Origin of the sequence: Phytopseudomonas seleniipraecipitans (assembly GCF_900102335.1) — a bacterium.
In the GTDB taxonomy this organism is placed as follows: Bacteria; Pseudomonadota; Gammaproteobacteria; order Pseudomonadales; family Pseudomonadaceae; genus Aquipseudomonas; species Aquipseudomonas seleniipraecipitans.
The window spans coordinates 954,283-971,457 of record NZ_FNBM01000001.1 but is presented as its reverse complement, the minus strand read 5'-3'; the positions used below and the strand labels follow the sequence as shown (position 1 = coordinate 971,457).

General features: G+C 60.9%; 17 protein-coding genes. 8 read left to right on the top strand and 9 right to left on the bottom strand.

What is annotated here, in order from left to right; translation table 11 throughout:
* Positions 1–63: 63 nt before the first annotated feature.
* The 4 genes from BLS60_RS04475 to BLS60_RS04465 form a co-directional block, all read right to left on the bottom strand.
* Positions 64–663 carry a tRNA-uridine aminocarboxypropyltransferase gene (locus tag BLS60_RS04475; RefSeq protein ID WP_092365096.1) on the bottom strand — a complete coding sequence of 200 codons (600 nt, stop codon included), beginning with the start codon at positions 661–663 and terminating at the stop codon, positions 64–66.
* 69 nt (positions 664–732) lie between these two features.
* Complete coding sequence (locus BLS60_RS04470; RefSeq protein ID WP_070882902.1) at positions 733–2,298, bottom strand: methyl-accepting chemotaxis protein; 1,566 nt, start codon at positions 2,296–2,298, stop codon at positions 733–735.
* 580 nt (positions 2,299–2,878) lie between these two features.
* Positions 2,879–3,004, bottom strand: coding sequence for a PA1414 family protein (locus BLS60_RS21720; RefSeq protein ID WP_276325643.1), 126 nt, complete (start codon positions 3,002–3,004; stop codon positions 2,879–2,881).
* A 218-nt stretch (positions 3,005–3,222) separates the two neighbouring features.
* Entirely contained in the window at positions 3,223–5,349 is a 2,127-nt protein-coding gene (locus tag BLS60_RS04465; protein WP_420848412.1) for a TonB-dependent receptor family protein, read from the bottom strand.
* Positions 5,350–5,657: 308 nt separating this feature from the next.
* Here BLS60_RS04465 and BLS60_RS04460 point away from each other — a divergent pair, with 308 nt between their 5' ends.
* The gene (locus BLS60_RS04460) at positions 5,658–6,545 is read left to right on the top strand and encodes a DMT family transporter (RefSeq protein ID WP_092365093.1); all 888 of its coding nucleotides are present in this window, start codon (positions 5,658–5,660) and stop codon (positions 6,543–6,545) included.
* Between the two features lie 179 nt (positions 6,546–6,724).
* Here BLS60_RS04460 and cysK read toward each other — a convergent pair whose 3' ends face one another.
* Positions 6,725–7,699 carry a cysteine synthase A gene (gene cysK / locus BLS60_RS04455; RefSeq protein ID WP_070882900.1) on the bottom strand — a complete coding sequence of 325 codons (975 nt, stop codon included), beginning with the start codon at positions 7,697–7,699 and terminating at the stop codon, positions 6,725–6,727.
* A gap of 141 nt (positions 7,700–7,840) precedes the next feature.
* Here cysK and BLS60_RS04450 point away from each other — a divergent pair, with 141 nt between their 5' ends.
* From BLS60_RS04450 to BLS60_RS04435, 4 genes are all read left to right on the top strand, one after another.
* Complete coding sequence (locus BLS60_RS04450) at positions 7,841–8,914, top strand: DUF748 domain-containing protein (RefSeq protein ID WP_092365090.1); 1,074 nt, start codon at positions 7,841–7,843, stop codon at positions 8,912–8,914.
* Positions 8,915–9,036: 122 nt separating this feature from the next.
* The gene (locus BLS60_RS04445) at positions 9,037–9,882 is read left to right on the top strand and encodes an AAA family ATPase (protein WP_070882898.1); all 846 of its coding nucleotides are present in this window, start codon (positions 9,037–9,039) and stop codon (positions 9,880–9,882) included.
* Entirely contained in the window at positions 9,882–10,277 is a 396-nt protein-coding gene (locus BLS60_RS04440; RefSeq protein WP_092365087.1) for a GFA family protein, read from the top strand. Before BLS60_RS04445 ends, BLS60_RS04440 begins: the two co-directional genes overlap by 1 nt.
* Positions 10,278–10,286: 9 nt before the next feature.
* Positions 10,287–11,465 (top strand): vWA domain-containing protein, encoded by a 1,179-nt coding sequence (locus BLS60_RS04435; RefSeq protein ID WP_092365084.1) that lies wholly within the window; start codon positions 10,287–10,289, stop codon positions 11,463–11,465.
* A 253-nt stretch (positions 11,466–11,718) separates the two neighbouring features.
* Here the strand turns inward: BLS60_RS04435 and BLS60_RS04430 are convergent, their stop codons facing one another.
* From BLS60_RS04430 to BLS60_RS04420, 3 genes are read right to left on the bottom strand one after another with little or no spacing between them, the layout of a single operon-like run.
* Positions 11,719–12,252 (bottom strand): DUF2937 family protein, encoded by a 534-nt coding sequence (locus BLS60_RS04430; protein ID WP_092365345.1) that lies wholly within the window; start codon positions 12,250–12,252, stop codon positions 11,719–11,721.
* A 34-nt stretch (positions 12,253–12,286) separates the two neighbouring features.
* The gene (locus tag BLS60_RS04425) at positions 12,287–13,063 is read right to left on the bottom strand and encodes a class II glutamine amidotransferase (protein ID WP_070882895.1); all 777 of its coding nucleotides are present in this window, start codon (positions 13,061–13,063) and stop codon (positions 12,287–12,289) included.
* Between the two features lie 23 nt (positions 13,064–13,086).
* Positions 13,087–13,557, bottom strand: coding sequence for an MFS transporter (locus BLS60_RS04420; protein ID WP_092365081.1), 471 nt, complete (start codon positions 13,555–13,557; stop codon positions 13,087–13,089).
* A gap of 141 nt (positions 13,558–13,698) precedes the next feature.
* Here BLS60_RS04420 and BLS60_RS04415 point away from each other — a divergent pair, with 141 nt between their 5' ends.
* A complete protein-coding gene (locus BLS60_RS04415; RefSeq protein WP_092365078.1) occupies positions 13,699–15,735 on the top strand; it encodes a S9 family peptidase in 2,037 nt (678 codons plus the stop codon).
* A 37-nt stretch (positions 15,736–15,772) separates the two neighbouring features.
* On the opposite strand, the gene BLS60_RS04410 is transcribed toward BLS60_RS04415, so the two are convergent.
* Positions 15,773–16,033 carry a hypothetical protein gene (locus BLS60_RS04410; RefSeq protein ID WP_092365075.1) on the bottom strand — a complete coding sequence of 87 codons (261 nt, stop codon included), beginning with the start codon at positions 16,031–16,033 and terminating at the stop codon, positions 15,773–15,775.
* 134 nt (positions 16,034–16,167) lie between these two features.
* Here BLS60_RS04410 and BLS60_RS04405 point away from each other — a divergent pair, with 134 nt between their 5' ends.
* Together BLS60_RS04405 and BLS60_RS04400 are read left to right on the top strand one after the other, a co-directional pair.
* Positions 16,168–16,536: a YajD family HNH nuclease gene (locus BLS60_RS04405; protein WP_092365072.1), complete on the top strand. Its 369-nt coding sequence runs from the start codon at positions 16,168–16,170 to the stop codon at positions 16,534–16,536.
* A gap of 48 nt (positions 16,537–16,584) precedes the next feature.
* The gene (locus tag BLS60_RS04400) at positions 16,585–17,052 is read left to right on the top strand and encodes an RNA methyltransferase (RefSeq protein ID WP_070882890.1); all 468 of its coding nucleotides are present in this window, start codon (positions 16,585–16,587) and stop codon (positions 17,050–17,052) included.
* Positions 17,053–17,175: the final 123 nt, after the last annotated feature.

The following is a 17,175-nucleotide window of genomic DNA, read 5'->3' as shown; positions in this document are numbered from 1 at the left end:
GCGGCCCGCCTCACCCCGCGCCGGAATCGTGACGAGCCTAATCCCCTACCAGTCGACGTTCACTCAAGACAGGTGGTTTCGCTTGAAGGTCTCTTCACCCATTGCCGCAATCTGCCCATCGATCAAGGCATCGAAGGGTCTGAGCAAAGCTCGGTAATCAGCGGGCGCCTCCAGTACGTTCAACGCCGCCACGATCGCTTCAAGGGTCGACAACGAGCCTTCCATCGGCGCCTTGCGCAGGCGATAACGCGAGGGCCGAGCGTCCGTCAGTGTCACTCGTGGCAGCGCCGCCAGCGCCGGGTTGAGATGCAGCAATTTGCGCGCCTTGCGCCACGTACCATCCGGCACTACCAGCCGCACCGGCCGCGAGTCATCCTCCTCGACCACAGCGCTTAACGGGCATGCGTCCTCCCCAGGAAACAGCAAGCGTGTCCGGTAGCCGGGCTGCGCAAGCCAGCCGGCGAGGTCCTCGAACACCTCGCCGACTCGCAGCTCTGCGTTGCGCAGACCAAGGACTGCGAGATTGGCAGTATTAAGGGCGTGATCGACTTCATCAGGGTGCTGCAGCACGAGGATTCCCGTGCGGCTGGCGAGGTCGGGAATCAGCGCACATAGGCAATGGCTTGCAGGGCGTTTGCAGCGGGGGCAACGTGGGCGTGGCATCGACAGGTCTCCTCGGCCGCGCAGTGTGCCATAGCACGCGCACGCAGCCGAAGACTGGGCGAAAGATGCTCAGCGATTGAAGCGCTCAGCCAGGCTGTGCAGGTAATCGGCCATGGTTTCCAGCTCCTTGCCGATGGTAGCGCCCTGATGGGCCTGCTCGGCGCCCTGCTCGGAAAGGTGAGCGATGCGGGTAATCTGCCGGCTGATGTCCTCGGCCACCTGGCCCTGCTCTTCGGACGCGGCAGCGATTTGCTGGCTCATACCAGTAATTCGGCTCACCGATTCGCTGATGCCATCCAAGGCGATCCGCACGGCCTCGACGCTTTGCACACTTTCCCGAGATATCTCCTCGCCACGCCCGGCAGTGACCACGGCGCGTTCGGCGCCGGCACGCAACGAGGCGATGATCTGATGAATCTGTTGGGTCGATTCGCGGGTCCGTGAGGCCAACGAACGAACCTCATCGGCCACCACTGCGAACCCACGCCCCTGCTCGCCCGCCCGCGCCGCTTCAATCGCGGCATTGAGCGCCAGCAGATTGGTCTGCTCGGCAATCGAGGTGATCACATCGGCCACGCTGCCGATGGACTGGGTCGAGTTGGCCAGGTCGTTGACCGCCTGACCGATATCCGCAACGGCCTGGGCCATGTGCTGCATGGACTCCAGGCTGCCACCTGCCAGTTGCCGACCTTCCTTGGCAAGACGATCAGCCTCCTGTGCAGCGTGGCTGGTGCTCTGCACGTTCTGCGTGACTTCCTGGATGGTCGCCGCCATCTGATTGATCGCCGTGGCAGACTGGTCCGTCTCGCTGCGTTGTTGATCAAGCATCTCGGCGCCAGCGCGGGAAAAACCGGCCGACTGCGCAGCCTGCTTCTTGACGTTCACGCCCGCGTCTTCGAGACGCGTGAGCGCTGTCTGCAAGCGCGCCTCTTCGCTGATCATCGCCATGTCGAGCAGCGCCTGGGCACCACGGCTTTCACTGTACGTCAGCGCCACCAGACTGCTGGTGAACGCTTTGGGATGATTGGCGAGGGTCCGGCGGATCAGCGCGCGTTTGCTGTGCAGCTGATAAGAGCCCAGCACGACCATCACCGCCACGACGAGCAACGACAGCCACATCCCACTGAGCATAGAGACCGCAGCGAGAATGATCAGGGTGGCAAGAATCAACGGCCAGGAGCGAATCAGGTCGTAGGTCAGGTACTCGATTTTCGGCACCGGCGACTTGCCAGCCCGCAGCCTGGCATACAGTGCCTCGGCGCGACGTTTTTGGTCTTCGTTGGGCAGCGAACGTACCGACTCATAGCCAGCGACCTGGCCGTTCTGATACACCGGCGTGACATACGCACTGACCCAATAGTAATCGCCGTTCTTAGCGCGATTTTTGACGATGCCCATCCACGGCTTGCCCTGCTTGATGGTCTCCCACATATGGCCGAAAACCGCAGGCGGCATGTCTGGATGGCGTACCAGGTTATGAGGCTGACCGATCAGCTCTTCGCGGGTGAAGCCGCTGATGGCAACGAATGCGTCGTTGCAATAGGTGATCTTGCTGTTGAGATCGGTAGTGGAGATCAACCGCTCATTCGCAGGAAAAGTCCGTTCCCGCTGAGTCACCGGCAAATTCTGACGCATGGTTGCAATCCTTTAGTTCGTGACCGGTCCATCCCTGCCACTCCACTATGTCTAGCACAGCGAAGCGCCCGCGCCAGTAGAGGTAGGGGTTGGTTTTTAGATGTGGGCTTTTCAAGGGTTAAGCGTAGACGGGCACACTGAATCTGACGCAACGAGGATCGCCACGTACCTAAGCTGTTGTCGTCCGACTGAACTTAATTGTGTTGTCGGCGTCGCCCCAAGACACTTGAGCCTAGCCGAAAAAAATAACGGCCGCAGTTACCGACAAGTCAGGCCGTACAGGCGCGTGCATGCTGCAGGCTCGCACGCCTTATGAAGGGTGTATTTGGGAACGAAGGGCGCGCAAAAGCTTTGCACGTCAGCGAATGCTGAAAAACACATGGCTATAGCGGGCCAGTGCGGGAACCGCTCGCTAAAGGCAAAGCGCATCAATGCGGAAAAGCGCGAGCAGCAAGAAAGGCCCAAAACGATTGTCTGGACCCATGAAATGACAGCGCCTTTTCATGCGCGCGCATCAAGGGCGCCACGAAAAACTCAAGTGATCGCTGGAGCGCCGCTAAAGGCGCTCTTTACCATCTGCCTAACGACGACGGCGCTGCTGAGCGGCTAAGCGGCGCTGCTCTTCCGTGCGAATTGGAATTGGCTGCATGCGGGGGGCAAACAATGCGCTGAGCTGTGCAATAACGCTTTCAAACCAGGCTTTCATACAAAGTCTCCTCGAACTACACGCGGCTATTTTGCCCGCTTGATTTGAGAGTAGCCGAATCCGAAGCCCAGGTGGAGCTGAAACAAGTCACCAAGCATTGCAAAGCGCTACCGACTGTCGCTTAGTTGCTCAAGTCGGCCACCGCCAGCCTCAATGCGTTGGTACTGCGACAGGTCGATAGCTAGCACGGCAGCTTTTACCGCCGCGCAAACAGATCTTCAGAACTGATATTCGACTCCAGCACCTGCATACCAGGAGCGGCCTGGAGCGGCTTCATAAAAGCGCTCGTTGCCGTCTCCGACTATCACGGAGCCGACATATTGCCGGTCGAGCAGATTATCCAGGCGCAGGGTCTGGTGGGTTTTCCAGGACCCGAGGTTTTGTTCGAAGCGGGTACGCCAATTGAAAACGGCATAGCTTGGCGCCGCTTTCTCGACATTGGTGTCCTCGACATACACCTTGCTGCGGTAGAGACCTTCCAGTGCGGTGCTGATGCTATCGACCGGCTTCCAAGCGAGTTCGCCGAAGAGTGTGGTGCGTGGCACGCCGGGCAGGTCGTTGCCCTTGTCGACAGTATTGCTGCCCGCAGCGAAGCGTGAATCGTAGGTCGCCGCCAGATAGGTATAAGCCAGAGCGGCAGACCACTGCTCGCTGAACTGGCTTTCGACACCCAATTCGAAACCGCGGCGCAGGGTTTTGCCAGCATTCTGGTAGCTGGTACGGCCACCACTGTTTTCCAGCACGACGATCTCATCCTCCGTGTTGATCTGGAATACCGCGGCGTTCACACGAGTACCGTCAGCTATACGCGCCTTTAAACCGATTTCATATTGCGTGCTTTCTGAGGGTTCGAGTCCATAGTTGAAACCGGCATTGTCTTGGGAATAGGCCAGTTCTCCCTGACTCGGCGTCTCGAAACCCTTACCCACGCTGACATAGCCGTTGAGGTCCGGCGTGAACGCGTAACCTAGGCTGACTGAGGGCGTGGCCTTTTCGTAGCGGCGGGTGCCGCTGTCGTCACCATTGGCACCGACAATATATTTATCGTCGACGTCCACCTCGACGGTGCTGTAACGCAGGCCGCCTTGCAGGGTCCAGTTACCCAGCGTCCAGGTCGCCTGGGCGTAGGGGTCCAGGCTGGTGACGGTATCTACTTCGTCTCGCCGCAGGGCCCCTTTCACGCCGATTTGAGAGCCGGAGAAATTCTCGTAACCCCGCCGGTCGTCACGGCTTTGATCGTAATCCAGACCGAATACGAGGCGCAGATCACCCGCCACACCATCCACCGGTTGCAGCCAGCGAACGCTGCCGCCGTGGAACTCACGGTCGAAATCCACTACCCCACCACTATGGTTCGGGCTGCCCTGCGGCCCTTGGGGAATGGCTAGATACTGAATAACGCTACGCTTGCCGGCGTACACAGTGGTCTGCAAGGTCGCGTCACCAAAATAACGCTCATAGTTGGCGCCCAATTGCTGGTGATCAATGCTTTTGCGGGTATTGAAGTTCAGCGCATTGACCGCCACCGAGCGCGGGTCGGCCTTATAAGCCTGCCACGCCTGCCCCAACGGGTCTTGCGTACCGTTCTGCTCGAGGCTGCTGTAAATCAGCGCCAGCTTGCTGTCTTCGTCCGGCTTGAAATTGAGTTTGGCAAAAGTCTGGTCGCGACGCGCTGAGCTGTGATCGCGGTAGCCGTCGGTATCCATCCGCGACGCATCGAGCACGAAACCCACACCGTCTGCCTCGCCTTCGGCGGTCAGGTGATTGCGGGTCAGGCCGTCGCTGCCGATCAATGTTTCTGCACCGATACGCGGCCGACCGACGCCGTCTCGCGAGAACATCTGGATCACCCCTCCGGCATTGCTGCCGTAAAGCGTCGATGCCGGGCCACGCAGCACCTCAATGCTTTCGGCGGTATCTAGGTTGAAGGTAGCCGCCTGGCCCTGGCCATCTGGCGTACTGGCCGGGATACCATCGGTGATCAGTTTCAGCCCGCGCACGCCAAAGGCCGACCGAGCGCCAAAGCCGCGGGATGAAATCTGCAAGTCCTGGGCGTAGTTCTGGCGATTTTGCACCACCAGCCCCGGCACGCGCGTCAGCGCTTCCGAAGCATTGATGCCCAACTGCCCGTCACTGATTTGCTCGCGGCCGATACGATCCACCGAGAACGGCAGATCAAAGCTCTGCGTTGCGGCACGAGAGCCAGAGACCACGCTGGGCTCCAGTACAATTTGGCTAACAGGCTCCGCGGCCAATGAGCTGCTGGTGATTCCGAAACTGCTGAGCAGCATGGCCTTGGCCAATCGAGACAGTTCTGGCAATTGCGCGCGCGGGTTGCAGCTCATGGGGCGTATATCCTTCATTCGGTGTAGGCGGCGGAGCGGCGGAAACGAGCGTTGCCTTTCAGGCTAACGCGCCGATAACTGCCTGCCTTTCGGCTTTGAGGTGCGACCTGCGGGCCAGAGCAGTTGTTCAAACAATACTGCTACTTATCGAGTCTGGCGCTGCGCATGGGCTACAGGTTGTTTAAGCGAGTTCGCCCGCTCCTTTTGCACGCCGACGGCGCTGTAACGCGGAAAGCTGATTCTGAGCTTGCCTTGCGAACGCCATCCGGCAAAACTGCCGGCCTTCCGCCCTCTCACTGGAGCTGACCGTGCGCTCTGCCGACATGCTGCGCCTCTTGCTACTCGCCGCAATCTGGGGCGCCAGCTTCCTTTTTCTGCGTGTAGTGGCCCCGGTCATCGGCAGCATGCCGACCGCATTCTTTCGCGCGTCCATCGGCGCACTCGGTTTGCTGGCGATCCTGCTGTTAATGCGCGTGAAGTGGGACTTTCGCGGCAAGCTCGGCCTGTGCATAGTGCTTGGGGTAATCAACGCGGGCTTGCCGTCAGCCATGTACAGCCTGGCTGCACTGGTGTTGCCAGCAGGCTACTCGGCCATCATCAACGCCACGACGCCGATGATGGGCGTGTTGATCGGCGCATTGTTCTTTGCCGAAGCAATGACGATGATGCGTGCGGCCGGCGTGGCGCTCGGCCTGTTCGGCGTGGCCGTGCTGACCCGCAGCGGGCCGGTCGAGATGGATTTGAGCCTGCTGCTGGGCGCCCTGGCCTGTCTGGTGGCCACCCTGTGCTACGGCTTTGCGGGATTTCTTGCCCGGCGCTGGATCGCCGGCGACCTCGATAACCGCCTTACTGCTTTTGGCAGCCTGTGCGGCGCTTGCCTGTTTTTGCTGCCGCTGTTTGGCGGCTCGCTGGCCCTTCAGACCCCAGCCAGCTGGGGCGGCTGGCTGGAATGGTCGTCATTGCTGGTCTTGGGCTTGGGCTGCACGGCCTTCGCCTACGTCCTGTACTTCCGGCTGCTCACTGATATCGGCCCGATCAGGGCCTCGACCACCACGTTTCTGATTCCTATTTTCGGCGTGTTCTGGGGCGCCCTGCTACTCGACGAGCCGTTGTCCTGGGCGCACCTGTATGGCGGCCTGCTGATCGCAGTCGCCTTGTGGTTAGTGGTGCGTCCGGCGAAGAAGGTACCGGTCTAAACACAACGACCCAACCGGTGGTGGATGAAAAAGAACGTCATCCACACTATGGCAGGCAGTTGATGGCCCATGTTCCAAGGCAGGGCCTAGGTCCAGGGGACCAACACCCGAGTGCGCTTGCTGCGGGGCGCAGAGCGCCCCGGAAGACGCTCCACGCCCAACGAGAGAAACGATTGGATTTACTGCTGCAATTCCTGCTCGGTGAACAGGTCACTGAACAGCATGCTAGACAGATAGCGCTCGCCGGAGTCCGGCAGAATCACCACGATGGTCTTGCCTTGCATTTCCGGCTTCTCGGCCAGGCGCACCGCCACCGCCATGGCCGCGCCGCAGGAGATGCCGCAGAGGATGCCTTCCTCGCGCATCAGGCGCAGGGCCATGGCCTTGGAGTCCTCATCGGTCACCTGCTCAACCCGGTCGACCAACGACAGATCGAGGTTCTTCGGCACGAAGCCTGCGCCGATACCCTGAATCTTGTGCGGGCTGGGTTTGACCTCGTCGCCAGCCAAGGTCTGGGTAATCACCGGCGAAGACACTGGCTCGACCGCCACGGACAAAATCGACTTGCCCTGCGTGTGTTTGATATAGCGTGAAACGCCGGTGATAGTGCCGCCGGTACCGACGCCGGAAACCAGCACATCTACCGCGCCTTCGGTGTCGTTCCAGATTTCCGGGCCGGTGGTCTTTTCGTGGATCGCCGGGTTGGCCGGGTTCTCGAACTGCTGCGGCATGTAGTACTTGGCGGTATCGGAAGCGGCAATCTCGGTGGCTTTCTCGATTGCGCCTTTCATGCCTTTGGCCGGTTCGGTGAGCACCAGTTCGGCGCCAAGGGCCTTGAGTACCTTGCGGCGTTCCAGGCTCATGGAGGCCGGCATGGTCAGCATCAGTTTGTAACCGCGGGCGGCAGCAACGAAGGCCAGGCCGATGCCAGTATTGCCCGAGGTCGGCTCGACCAGGGTCATGCCTGGTTTGAGCACGCCGCGGGACTCGGCGTCCCAGACCATGTTGGCGCCGATCCGGCACTTTACCGAATAGGCTGGGTTGCGCCCCTCGATCTTGGCCAGGATGGTCACGCCCTTGGGCCCGAGGCGGTTGATCATCACCAGAGGCGTATTGCCGATAGCCTGTGCGTTGTCTGCGAAAATGCGGCTCATGGTGTACCGGTTCCTTGTCATGGCTGGGTCAACCAGACTATGCCCGATGCGCCAAGGCGTCCAGCGTCCAGCGTCCGGAAGGTCGAACTCTCAACCGTCGAGCGCAGTCCACCCAGACAACGCCCACAACGGATGCGCTCAATGAAACGTCGCTACAGCCTGTCGCTCTGGATAGCCCTGGGTCTGCTTGCACTCGTGCTGGTTGTTCACGTAGCCCTGCCCTATGTGGTGCGCGACTACCTGAACGACAAGCTCGCCGACATGGGTGATTACCGCGGGCATATCGACGACATCGACGTAGCGCTGTGGCGCGGCGGCTATCGCATCAATGGTCTGCGCATCACCAAAAAGGAGCGCGAAGCGCCGGTGCCGTTCGTGGCGGCGCCACAGATCGAAATTTCGGTGGGCTGGAACGAGCTGTGGCGGCAGCGCGAGGTGGTGGCGCGGGTGGTGTTCGAGAAGCCGGAAGTGAATTTCATCGATAGCGAAAACCGCGAGGACGTGCAAACCGGTGAAGGCGTCGACTGGCGCGAGCAGTTGGACAAGCTGCTGCCGATCACCCTCAACGAGGTACGTGTCAATGACGGCACGCTGGGCTTCTACAACTTCAATGCCTCGCCCGCGGTGAAAATTCAGGCCACGTCCATCCAGGCCAGCCTCTATAACCTGACCAATGTTGCCGATGAACAGGGTGATCGAGTGGCCCGTTTCGAAGGCAAGGCGCAGCTGCTCGGCCACGCGCCATTGGAAGCCAGCGCGATATTCGACCCCTTCCATAACTTCCAGGATTTCGAGTTCCGCGTACGCGCCACCGGCATCGAACTGCCACGCCTCAATGACCTGGCCAACGCGTATGGCAAATTCGACTTCAAGAGCGGTAACGGCGATGTGGTGATCGAGGCATTCGCCGAGGACTCGCAGCTCAGCGGCTATATCAAGCCGCTGTTGCGCAATGTCGAGGTGTTTGATTGGCAGCAAGACGTGGAGAACAGTGACAAGGGTTTCTTCCGCTCCATTTGGGAAGCCGTGGTCGGCGGCGGCGAAAAGGTGCTGAAGAATCAGCGCCAGGATCAGATCGCCACGCGCGTGGAACTGCGCGGCAGTACCAAACAGCAGGACATCAGTGCCTTTCAGGCCTTCATCGGCATTCTGCGTAATGGCTTCGTCGAGGCATTCAACAGCCGCTTCGAACGAGGCGCTGCAAGCGAAGAGTAAAAAGCGTCCATTCAGTGACTGAATAGCTGCTCCGCGTTCACAGTCACGACCCCGTCACGTTATAGTCGCCGCTTTGTTAACCGCCCTGCCCTTGGCCGGCGCCGCTGCATGAGGATTACCCGATGAAGTTCGAAGGCACCCCGTCTTATGTCGCCACCGACGACCTGAAGCTGGCGGTCAATGCGGCCATCACCCTGCAGCGCCCGCTGCTGGTCAAGGGCGAACCCGGCACCGGCAAGACATTGCTTGCCGAGCAGTTGGCCGAATCCTTCGGCACACGGCTGATCACCTGGCACATCAAATCTACTACCAAGGCGCATCAGGGGCTGTACGAATACGATGCGGTGAGCCGTCTGCGCGACTCGCAACTGAGCTCCGAGAAGGTCCACGATGTTCGCAACTACATCAAGAAAGGCAAGCTCTGGGAGGCCTTCGAAGCCGAAGAGCGCGTGGTGCTACTGATCGACGAGATCGACAAGGCCGACATCGAGTTTCCCAACGACCTGTTGCAGGAACTCGACAAGATGGAGTTCTACGTTTACGAGACCGACGAGACCATCAAAGCCAGACAGCGACCGATCATCATCATCACCTCGAATAACGAGAAAGAACTGCCGGACGCCTTCCTGCGCCGCTGCTTCTTCCACTACATCGCCTTCCCGGATCGCCAGACCCTGCAGAAGATCGTCGACGTGCACTACCCCGGTATCAGCAACAGTCTGGTGGCCGAAGCCCTCGATGTATTCTTCGATGTACGCAAGGTGCCGGGCCTGAAGAAAAAGCCCTCGACCAGCGAACTGGTCGACTGGCTCAAATTGCTGATGGCCGACAACATCGGCGAGGCAGTGCTGCGCGAACGCGACCCGACCAAGGCGATACCGCCGCTGGCCGGCGCCCTGGTAAAAAATGAACAGGACGTGCAGTTGCTAGAACGCCTGGCGTTCATGGCCCGCCGCGGCAATCGCTGATGCATCGCGGCAGTTGCTTGTGCGGTACGGTCAGGTACGAGATCGACGCGCCCATCGAATCCGCCAACCATTGCCATTGCAGCCAGTGCCGCAAAGGTCATGGCGCGGCGTTTGCAACGTATGCGAACGTGCGGCGTGAGCACTTCCGTTTCACTCAGGGCGAGCAATTGGTGGCGGTGTTCCAGGCCTCGCCAGGCGTGAGCCGTACCTTCTGCCAGCATTGCGGCTCAAACCTGCAATGGTTCGACCAACAGGCGCGACCAAACTGGCTGTCCGTGACCCTGGGCACTCTGGATACGCCGGTAAGCGATTTCACCCAGACGCACATTTACGTCCGCTCCAAGGCGGACTGGTACTGCCTCAACGACGGCCTGCCCGTCGACGACCGCGACTGAGGGCCCAGCATGCTGCTGAACCTGTTCACCGAGATGCGCGCCGCCAAGGTGCCGGTTTCCCTGCGCGAACTGCTCGACCTGATCGATGCGCTCAAGCACAACGTCGTGTTCGCCGACATGGACGAGTTTTACTTCCTGGCGCGCGCCATTCTGGTCAAGGATGAGCGCCATTTCGACAAGTTCGACCGTGCCTTTTCCGCCTACTTCGAGGGTTTGCAGAACCTCGACCAGCACTTGGAAGCCCTGATCCCCGAAGAGTGGCTGCGCAAGGAGTTCGAGCGCTCGCTGAGCGACGAAGAGCGTGCACAGATCCAATCCCTCGGTGGCCTCGACAAGCTCATCGAGGCGTTCAAGAAGCGCCTCGATGAGCAGAAGGAACGCCATGCCGGCGGCAACAAGTGGATCGGCACCGGCGGCACCAGCCCGTTTGGCTCGGGCGGCTACAACCCTGAGGGCATTCGCGTCGGCGATGCCGGCGAGCGTCAGGGCAAGGCGGTCAAGGTGTGGGAGCAACGCGAATACAAGAACCTCGACGACTCGGTAGAGCTGGGCACCCGCAATATCAAGGTCGCCCTGCGCCGGCTGCGCAAGTTCGCTCGCCAGGGTGCGCAGGATGAGCTGGACCTCGACGGCACCATCGACCACACCGCACGCGATGGCGGCCTGCTGAACATCCAGATGCGCCCGGAGCGACGCAATACGGTCAAACTGCTCCTGCTGTTCGACATCGGCGGCTCCATGGACGCTCACGTCAAGGTCTGCGAAGAGCTGTTTTCGGCGTGCCGAACCGAGTTCAAGCACATGGAGTATTTCTACTTCCATAACTGCGTGTACGAATCGGTGTGGAAGAACAACCTGCGGCGCAACGCCGAACGCATTTCCACCCACGACCTGCTGCACAAGTACGGCGCTGACTACAAAGTGGTGTTCATCGGCGACGCGGCGATGGCGCCCTACGAGATCACCCAGCCGGGGGGCAGTGTCGAGCACTGGAACGAAGAAGCGGGTTACCTATGGATCCGCCGCTTCATGGAAACCTACAAGAAGCTCATTTGGATCAACCCCTACCCGCTGCCGACGTGGGACTACACCACATCGACTGGGATTATCCGCGAGCTGATCAACGATCAGATGTTCCCGCTGACCTTGCAGGGTCTGGAGGACGGGATGCGGTTTCTGGCCAAGTAGGGAGTGGCGCTGGCGCCGCCGGGCGAAGAGCTTGATGGTTTCGCCCGGATGTCAGAACCGTAGCCTGGGTCGAGTGCAGCGACACCCAGGAACATGGTGGCGGCACCGGATATCGCTGCGTTCAACCCAGGCTGCACGCTGTAAAAGCCGCGCCCTCACGGCAAATAATGCGAGCGACGCGATTTGGCGGTAAGGCCACAACGTCCGCGCCGGGAGCGACGCTCCTGCATGACATGCCTATCGACATCCTGAGTCAGCGCATGCGCGGCTGTTGGCGCTCGGATACGACGCGACGCTCACGGCGGCGAAACGGTAAGGCCAGCAGCAGCACGATGCTTTCCACCACCCAGGCGAGGAACAGCGCACAGGCAATGCCCCAGGCGATAGCCTCTGGCGCCAGCAGCACCTGATAGCGATACGCGGCATGGGTTTCCTGCAGCAGCTGCTCGTCGGCCCCGGTCGCCAGGTGCCAGACCTGGTGATACCAGGGCCCCTGCATCGCCAGCGACTCGCGCTCGAGCAACGCGGAGCGCTCAACCAACAGGCCAACGCTACGTGCGTCGCTCTGCATCACCGGATCGCTACTGCCGCGATAATGAGCAACCAGCCGCGGCAGATCACCGTCGAAAAAGCGCTTGGCGGTATCGCGAAAGCCACTCAGGCTGTGTTCGGACTCCAGACGATGAGCTTCGACGCGCTTGGCATAGTCGTCAATGAAACCAGGCACCTGAACGCCCAACAGCAGCCCCAGGGCGAACAGCGCCAGACGCAGATAACTTCTTACCATCATTCCCTCGCAGCCCCGCCATGCGGGACGCTCGTCAGTTGCTGAGGCCCTGGGCGATGCATTCGCCCGCACGCCATAGGCGCCATTCGCCAGGCTGGTACAGCGTCCATCGCTCGTTGTCTGTCAACGGCTCGGTTGCCAACACCGACACCACATCATTGGGGGTGGTCTCGGCGTGAAAATCCACACTCATGTCGGCATCTCGCAGCTGCGCGGGACCAAAAGGTGCGCGCCGGGTGATGTGCGCCAGCTTGCTGGAACAGAAGCTGAACAGCCAATCGCCATCGCTGAGCAGACAGTTGAACACGCCGTGCTGTCGATAGGCCGTACAGGCGGCGACGAGTTCAGGCAGCAGCACCTCGATCGGTACCGCTTCCGGGAAGGCTGTTCTGATACGGTTGAGCAAATCGCAGAATGCGGTTTCGCTGTCAGTGTCACCAACGGCGCGGTAGAAGCTCAGGGCCGGCCGGAAATCCGCCAGTTGCCCATTATGGGCGAAGCACCAGTTGCGCCCCCACAATTCGCGAACGAACGGATGGGTGTTGGCCAGGCACACCCGGCCCACATTGGCCTGGCGGATATGGCCGATCACCACTTCGCTCTTGATCGGATAGCGCTGCACCAGCTGCGCGACTTCCGATTCGCTACTCGCACGCGGATCCTGAAACAGGCGCAGGCCACGGCCTTCGTAGAAGCCGATGCCCCAGCCGTCACGGTGAGGCCCGGTACGCCCGCCACGCTGCATCAGCCCGGTAAAGCTGAAGACGATATCGGTGGGGACGTTGGCGCTCATGCCGAGCAGTTCGCACATGGTCTGGCTCTAGATGGGCAAGCTTAAAAGCGCGGTTCAACGCGAGCGCTGCGGGCACTGCGAGGCACCTGCTTCGGTTGCTGCTCCTGCTGCATGCGCTCGCGCAGGGTCAGATCACTGTCCTCGCCCTGCTCCTCATCGCGCGCCGCCTTGCGGGCCTTGGCGCTGCGCAGGAACGGCCAGCGGATAGCCACAAACACCAGGTAAACGGCGAATACGATAAGCCCGTACATGGCCAGATCTGCCACCGCGCGCCAGGCATTGCTGCCGACCTTGAAGAGCAGGTCGAGGGCAACGATTGCCACCGCGGGCGCGAACAGCTCCTTGGCCGGATCGACGATGGTCGGGCAGAACAACAGGATGGCAACCAGCACGCGCAACGGCTCGCGCACATAGCGCCACATCCAGCTGGTGATGCGAAACCACACCAGCAGGCAACCTAGCGCGGCAATGGCATAGGCGCCCCAGGCGAGGAAATAGTCGTTTTCGATCATGAGGGGACGGTTCCCTTGCTTGACTGGGCTCGAACGGGCGAATCCGCATTTCGAGCGGCTGCCTGGCGACAAAGACGCTTATGATAACGGCTTTTACCCGGTTCGGCGCTGCTGGCGTCGCCCTGCGCTATGGAGACATCGATGATCAACGCCCCTATCGCCCGCAAGGACACTGGCGCCGATCCCTACCGCTGGCTCGAAGCCCGCGGCAGCAGCGAGGTGCTTGAGCACCTTCGCGCCGAGAACGCCTACCTGGAAAGCCAGCTGAACGACCTCGATCTGCGCGAGCTGCTGTTTCAGGAAATCAAGGCGCGCATCCGTGAAACCGACCTGTCGCTGCCCACGCCGTGGGGCGACTATCTCTATTACCAGCGCACCACCGCCGGCGACGAATACCCGCGTCACTACCGCTGCCCGCGACCGGCGAATGGCAGCCTGAACATCGACGAAACCGCAGAGCAGTTGCTGCTCGACCCCAATGAATTGGCCGCGGGTGGCTTCCTGTCCCTCGGTGCATTCAGCATCAGTCCCGACCAGCAACGCCTCGCCTACAGTCTGGATACCAGCGGCGACGAGATCTATCGGCTGTTCGTCAAGGAACTGTCCGACGGCAAAATCGACGAGCTCCCGTTCGAAAATTGTGATGGCAGCATGACGTGGGCCAACGACAGCCACACACTGTTCTATGGCGAACTGGACGAGACGCACCGACCCAGCACGCTGCACCGCTATCGACTTGGCGAAACTGCCAGCACGCAGGTATTCCACGAGCCTGACGAGCGTTTCTTTCTCAGCTGCTACCGCAGCAGTTCGGAACGCCAGCTGATAGTGCTGCTCGGCAGCAAGACCACCAGCGAATGCTGGGTGCTGGGCGCGGATACCCCGGAGCAGCCCTTCCAGTGCCTGGCGCCGCGAGAAGAAGGTCACGAATACTACGCCGACCACGGCAAGCTCGACGACCAATGGGCCTGGCTGATTCGCAGCAACCAGGCCGGTATCAACTTCGCCCTGTACAGCGCGCCGCCGCAGCAGCCGACACGGCCACACTGGCAAGAGCGGGTGGCACATGACGACCGAGTGATGCTCGAAGGCGTCAGCTTGGCCGAGTCGGCCCTGGTGCTCAGCCTACGTGAAGGCGGTCTGCCAATTATCGAGGTGCGGCCACGCGGCTTGGCTGGCTATCGGGTTGCCCTGCCCGATGCAGCCTATAGCCTTTACGTGCAGGACAACCTGGAGTTCACCAGCCCGGTAGTTCGTCTTCGCTATGAAGCGCTCAATCGACCGGCGCAGATCCGCCAATTGAACCTGGCCGACGGCACCCAGCAGGTCCTCAAGGAAACCCCGGTACTCGGCGAGTTCGATGCTGATAATTACGTGAGCCAGCGCCTGTGGGCAACCACCGAAGATGGCACCCAGGTGCCGATCAGTCTGGTGGCTCGTCGTGATGCCTTGGGCCAGGCAGCGCCGCTTTACTTATATGGCTACGGGGCCTATGGCGAGAGCCTCGACCCGTGGTTTTCTCATGCGCGCCTGAGCCTGCTCGATCGCGGCGTGGTGTTCGCTATTGCCCACGTGCGCGGCGGCGGTGAGCTGGGCGAAGCGTGGTACCGCGCCGGCAAACTGGAGCACAAGCAGAACAGCTTTGGCGATTTCATCGCCTGCGCCGAGCACCTGATCGCCGAAGGATTCACCAACCCGTCGCAGCTGGCCATCAGCGGTGGCAGCGCGGGCGGTCTGTTGATCGGTGCCACGCTCAACCAGCGACCAGATCTGTTCGCCGCAGCGATTGCCGAAGTGCCCTTCGTCGACGTGCTCAACACCATGCTCAACCCCGAACTGCCGTTGACCGTCACCGAATACGACGAATGGGGCAACCCCAACGAGCCGGACGTGCATGAGCGAATCAAAGGGTATGCACCGTACGAGAATGTCAGTGCACAGGCGTATCCAGCCATCCTCGCAGTGGCCGGTTACAACGACAGCCGCGTGCAGTACTGGGAAGCCGCGAAATGGGTAGCGCGACTGCGCGAGCTGAAAACCGACAGCAACCTGCTGTTGCTGAAGACCGACCTCGAGGCCGGCCATGGCGGCATGAGCGGCCGTTATCAGGCGCTACGTGATGTCGCGCTGGAATATGCATTTCTGCTCAAGGTGCTAGGCCTGCGCTCAGCCAGCTGAAGACTGGCTGCCACAACGGGCAGCCAGGGCTTGGCGGTCACTGCTGCTGGTCGGGCTCATGCTCGGGCGCCTGCTCGTCGCGGCGCTCGGCGGCGTCTTCGGCCGCCTCCGTCGACTCATCGTTGTCGCGACCATCGTGGATCACCGGCGGGCTATCGGGGTCCACGGCGGACGGATCAGGCACACTCGGCTGCTGAATCGTGCCCGACGACTGTGGAGACGAGGCTGGCTCTTGCTGGGCTTGGGCTACGGCAGTGAATGACAGCAGACTAGCTACCACCATGAGGGACTTGAGCATGCTTCTGGCTCCTCTATTCATTAAGACGTGCTGCATTGGGCACGTCGAGGCCGGCAAAAGTGCAAATTGATTCAGCCTGGCAGCCAACGCCACCGCCGGCCCTCTATACTGAAGCCCACCACCAAGGAGCAATCATGAGCAGCCCGTCCTCGCCCACCTCTAAACTTGACCGCATCCTTGCCGATGCCCAGCGCAGCCGTGAAGAAGGCTACCGGGACAAGGCGCTGCGCATGTACCCGCACGTCTGTGGGCGATGCGCCCGCGAATTCTCCGGCAAGCGCCTCAGCGAACTGACCGTGCACCACCGCGATCACAACCACGACAACAACCCCCAGGATGGCTCAAACTGGGAGTTGCTGTGCCTGTTCTGCCATGACAATGAACACGCCCGTTACACCGACCAGCAATATTTCAGCGAAGGCTCCACGGCGAGTCAGACCGGGCCTAAAACCACTCACAAGGCATTCGCCAATCTCGCCGACCTGCTGCAGAAAAAGTCCTGAGCGCCGAACAGGCCGTATAATGCCGCTCCTTTTGCGCGAGGCCTGTCCGTGGGCAACAAACGATACAGCTGCATTGGTCTCTACAACCCCAAATCGCCGGAGAACGTCGGTGCGGTCATGCGCGCAGCCGGCTGCTATAGCGTGGCGTCGGTGTTCTATACCGGCAAGCGCTACGAGCGCGCCCGCGACTTCGTGACCGACACCAAGCGTGTGCACCTGGACATTCCGCTGATCGGTATTGATGACCTGCAAAAAGTCATTCCGCTCGGTTGCACGCCGGTTGCCGTGGAACTGGTCGACGGTGCTCTGCCGCTGCCCACCTATACCCACCCTGATCGCGCCTTCTATATCTTCGGCCCAGAAGATGGCTCGCTGAGCAAAGAGGTGCGCGACTGGTGCGAAGAGGTGGTGTACATCCCGACGCAGGGCTGCATGAACCTTGCCGCGACGGTCAACGTAGTGCTTTACGATCGTTTGGCAAAAGGCAATAACACCAAGACCGGCGCCAAGTACTGAGCCAAACGCCAGACAAAATAAAGCCCGGACCAGGCCGGGCTTTGTAGAAGTACCAAGCGATCACGCAGGCTGCACTTTACCTGCGGTGCGGCTGTAGCCATCTTCAGCGATCAGCTTGCCACC

What these genes read in the sequence shown, in the direction of transcription:
- BLS60_RS04475 (WP_092365096.1), bottom strand. Translation starts at nt 663, where the DNA reads ATGCCACGCCCACGTTGCCCCCGCTGCAAACGCCCTGCAAGCCATTGC.
- BLS60_RS04450 (WP_092365090.1), top strand. Translation starts at nt 7,841, where the DNA reads ATGAAACGTCGCTACAGCCTGTCGCTCTGGATAGCCCTGGGTCTGCTT.
- BLS60_RS04420 (WP_092365081.1), bottom strand. Translation starts at nt 13,557, where the DNA reads ATGATCGAAAACGACTATTTCCTCGCCTGGGGCGCCTATGCCATTGCC.
- BLS60_RS04415 (WP_092365078.1), top strand. Translation starts at nt 13,699, where the DNA reads ATGATCAACGCCCCTATCGCCCGCAAGGACACTGGCGCCGATCCCTAC.
- cysK (WP_070882900.1), bottom strand. Translation starts at nt 7,699, where the DNA reads ATGAGCCGCATTTTCGCAGACAACGCACAGGCTATCGGCAATACGCCT.
- BLS60_RS04440 (WP_092365087.1), top strand. Translation starts at nt 9,882, where the DNA reads ATGCATCGCGGCAGTTGCTTGTGCGGTACGGTCAGGTACGAGATCGAC.
- BLS60_RS04465 (WP_420848412.1), bottom strand. Translation starts at nt 5,349, where the DNA reads ATGAGCTGCAACCCGCGCGCGCAATTGCCAGAACTGTCTCGATTGGCC.
- BLS60_RS04410 (WP_092365075.1), bottom strand. Translation starts at nt 16,033, where the DNA reads ATGCTCAAGTCCCTCATGGTGGTAGCTAGTCTGCTGTCATTCACTGCC.
- BLS60_RS04445 (WP_070882898.1), top strand. Translation starts at nt 9,037, where the DNA reads ATGAAGTTCGAAGGCACCCCGTCTTATGTCGCCACCGACGACCTGAAG.
- BLS60_RS04430 (WP_092365345.1), bottom strand. Translation starts at nt 12,252, where the DNA reads ATGGTAAGAAGTTATCTGCGTCTGGCGCTGTTCGCCCTGGGGCTGCTG.
- BLS60_RS04425 (WP_070882895.1), bottom strand. Translation starts at nt 13,063, where the DNA reads ATGTGCGAACTGCTCGGCATGAGCGCCAACGTCCCCACCGATATCGTC.
- BLS60_RS04405 (WP_092365072.1), top strand. Translation starts at nt 16,168, where the DNA reads ATGAGCAGCCCGTCCTCGCCCACCTCTAAACTTGACCGCATCCTTGCC.
- BLS60_RS21720 (WP_276325643.1), bottom strand. Translation starts at nt 3,004, where the DNA reads ATGAAAGCCTGGTTTGAAAGCGTTATTGCACAGCTCAGCGCATTGTTT.
- BLS60_RS04470 (WP_070882902.1), bottom strand. Translation starts at nt 2,298, where the DNA reads ATGCGTCAGAATTTGCCGGTGACTCAGCGGGAACGGACTTTTCCTGCG.
- BLS60_RS04435 (WP_092365084.1), top strand. Translation starts at nt 10,287, where the DNA reads ATGCTGCTGAACCTGTTCACCGAGATGCGCGCCGCCAAGGTGCCGGTT.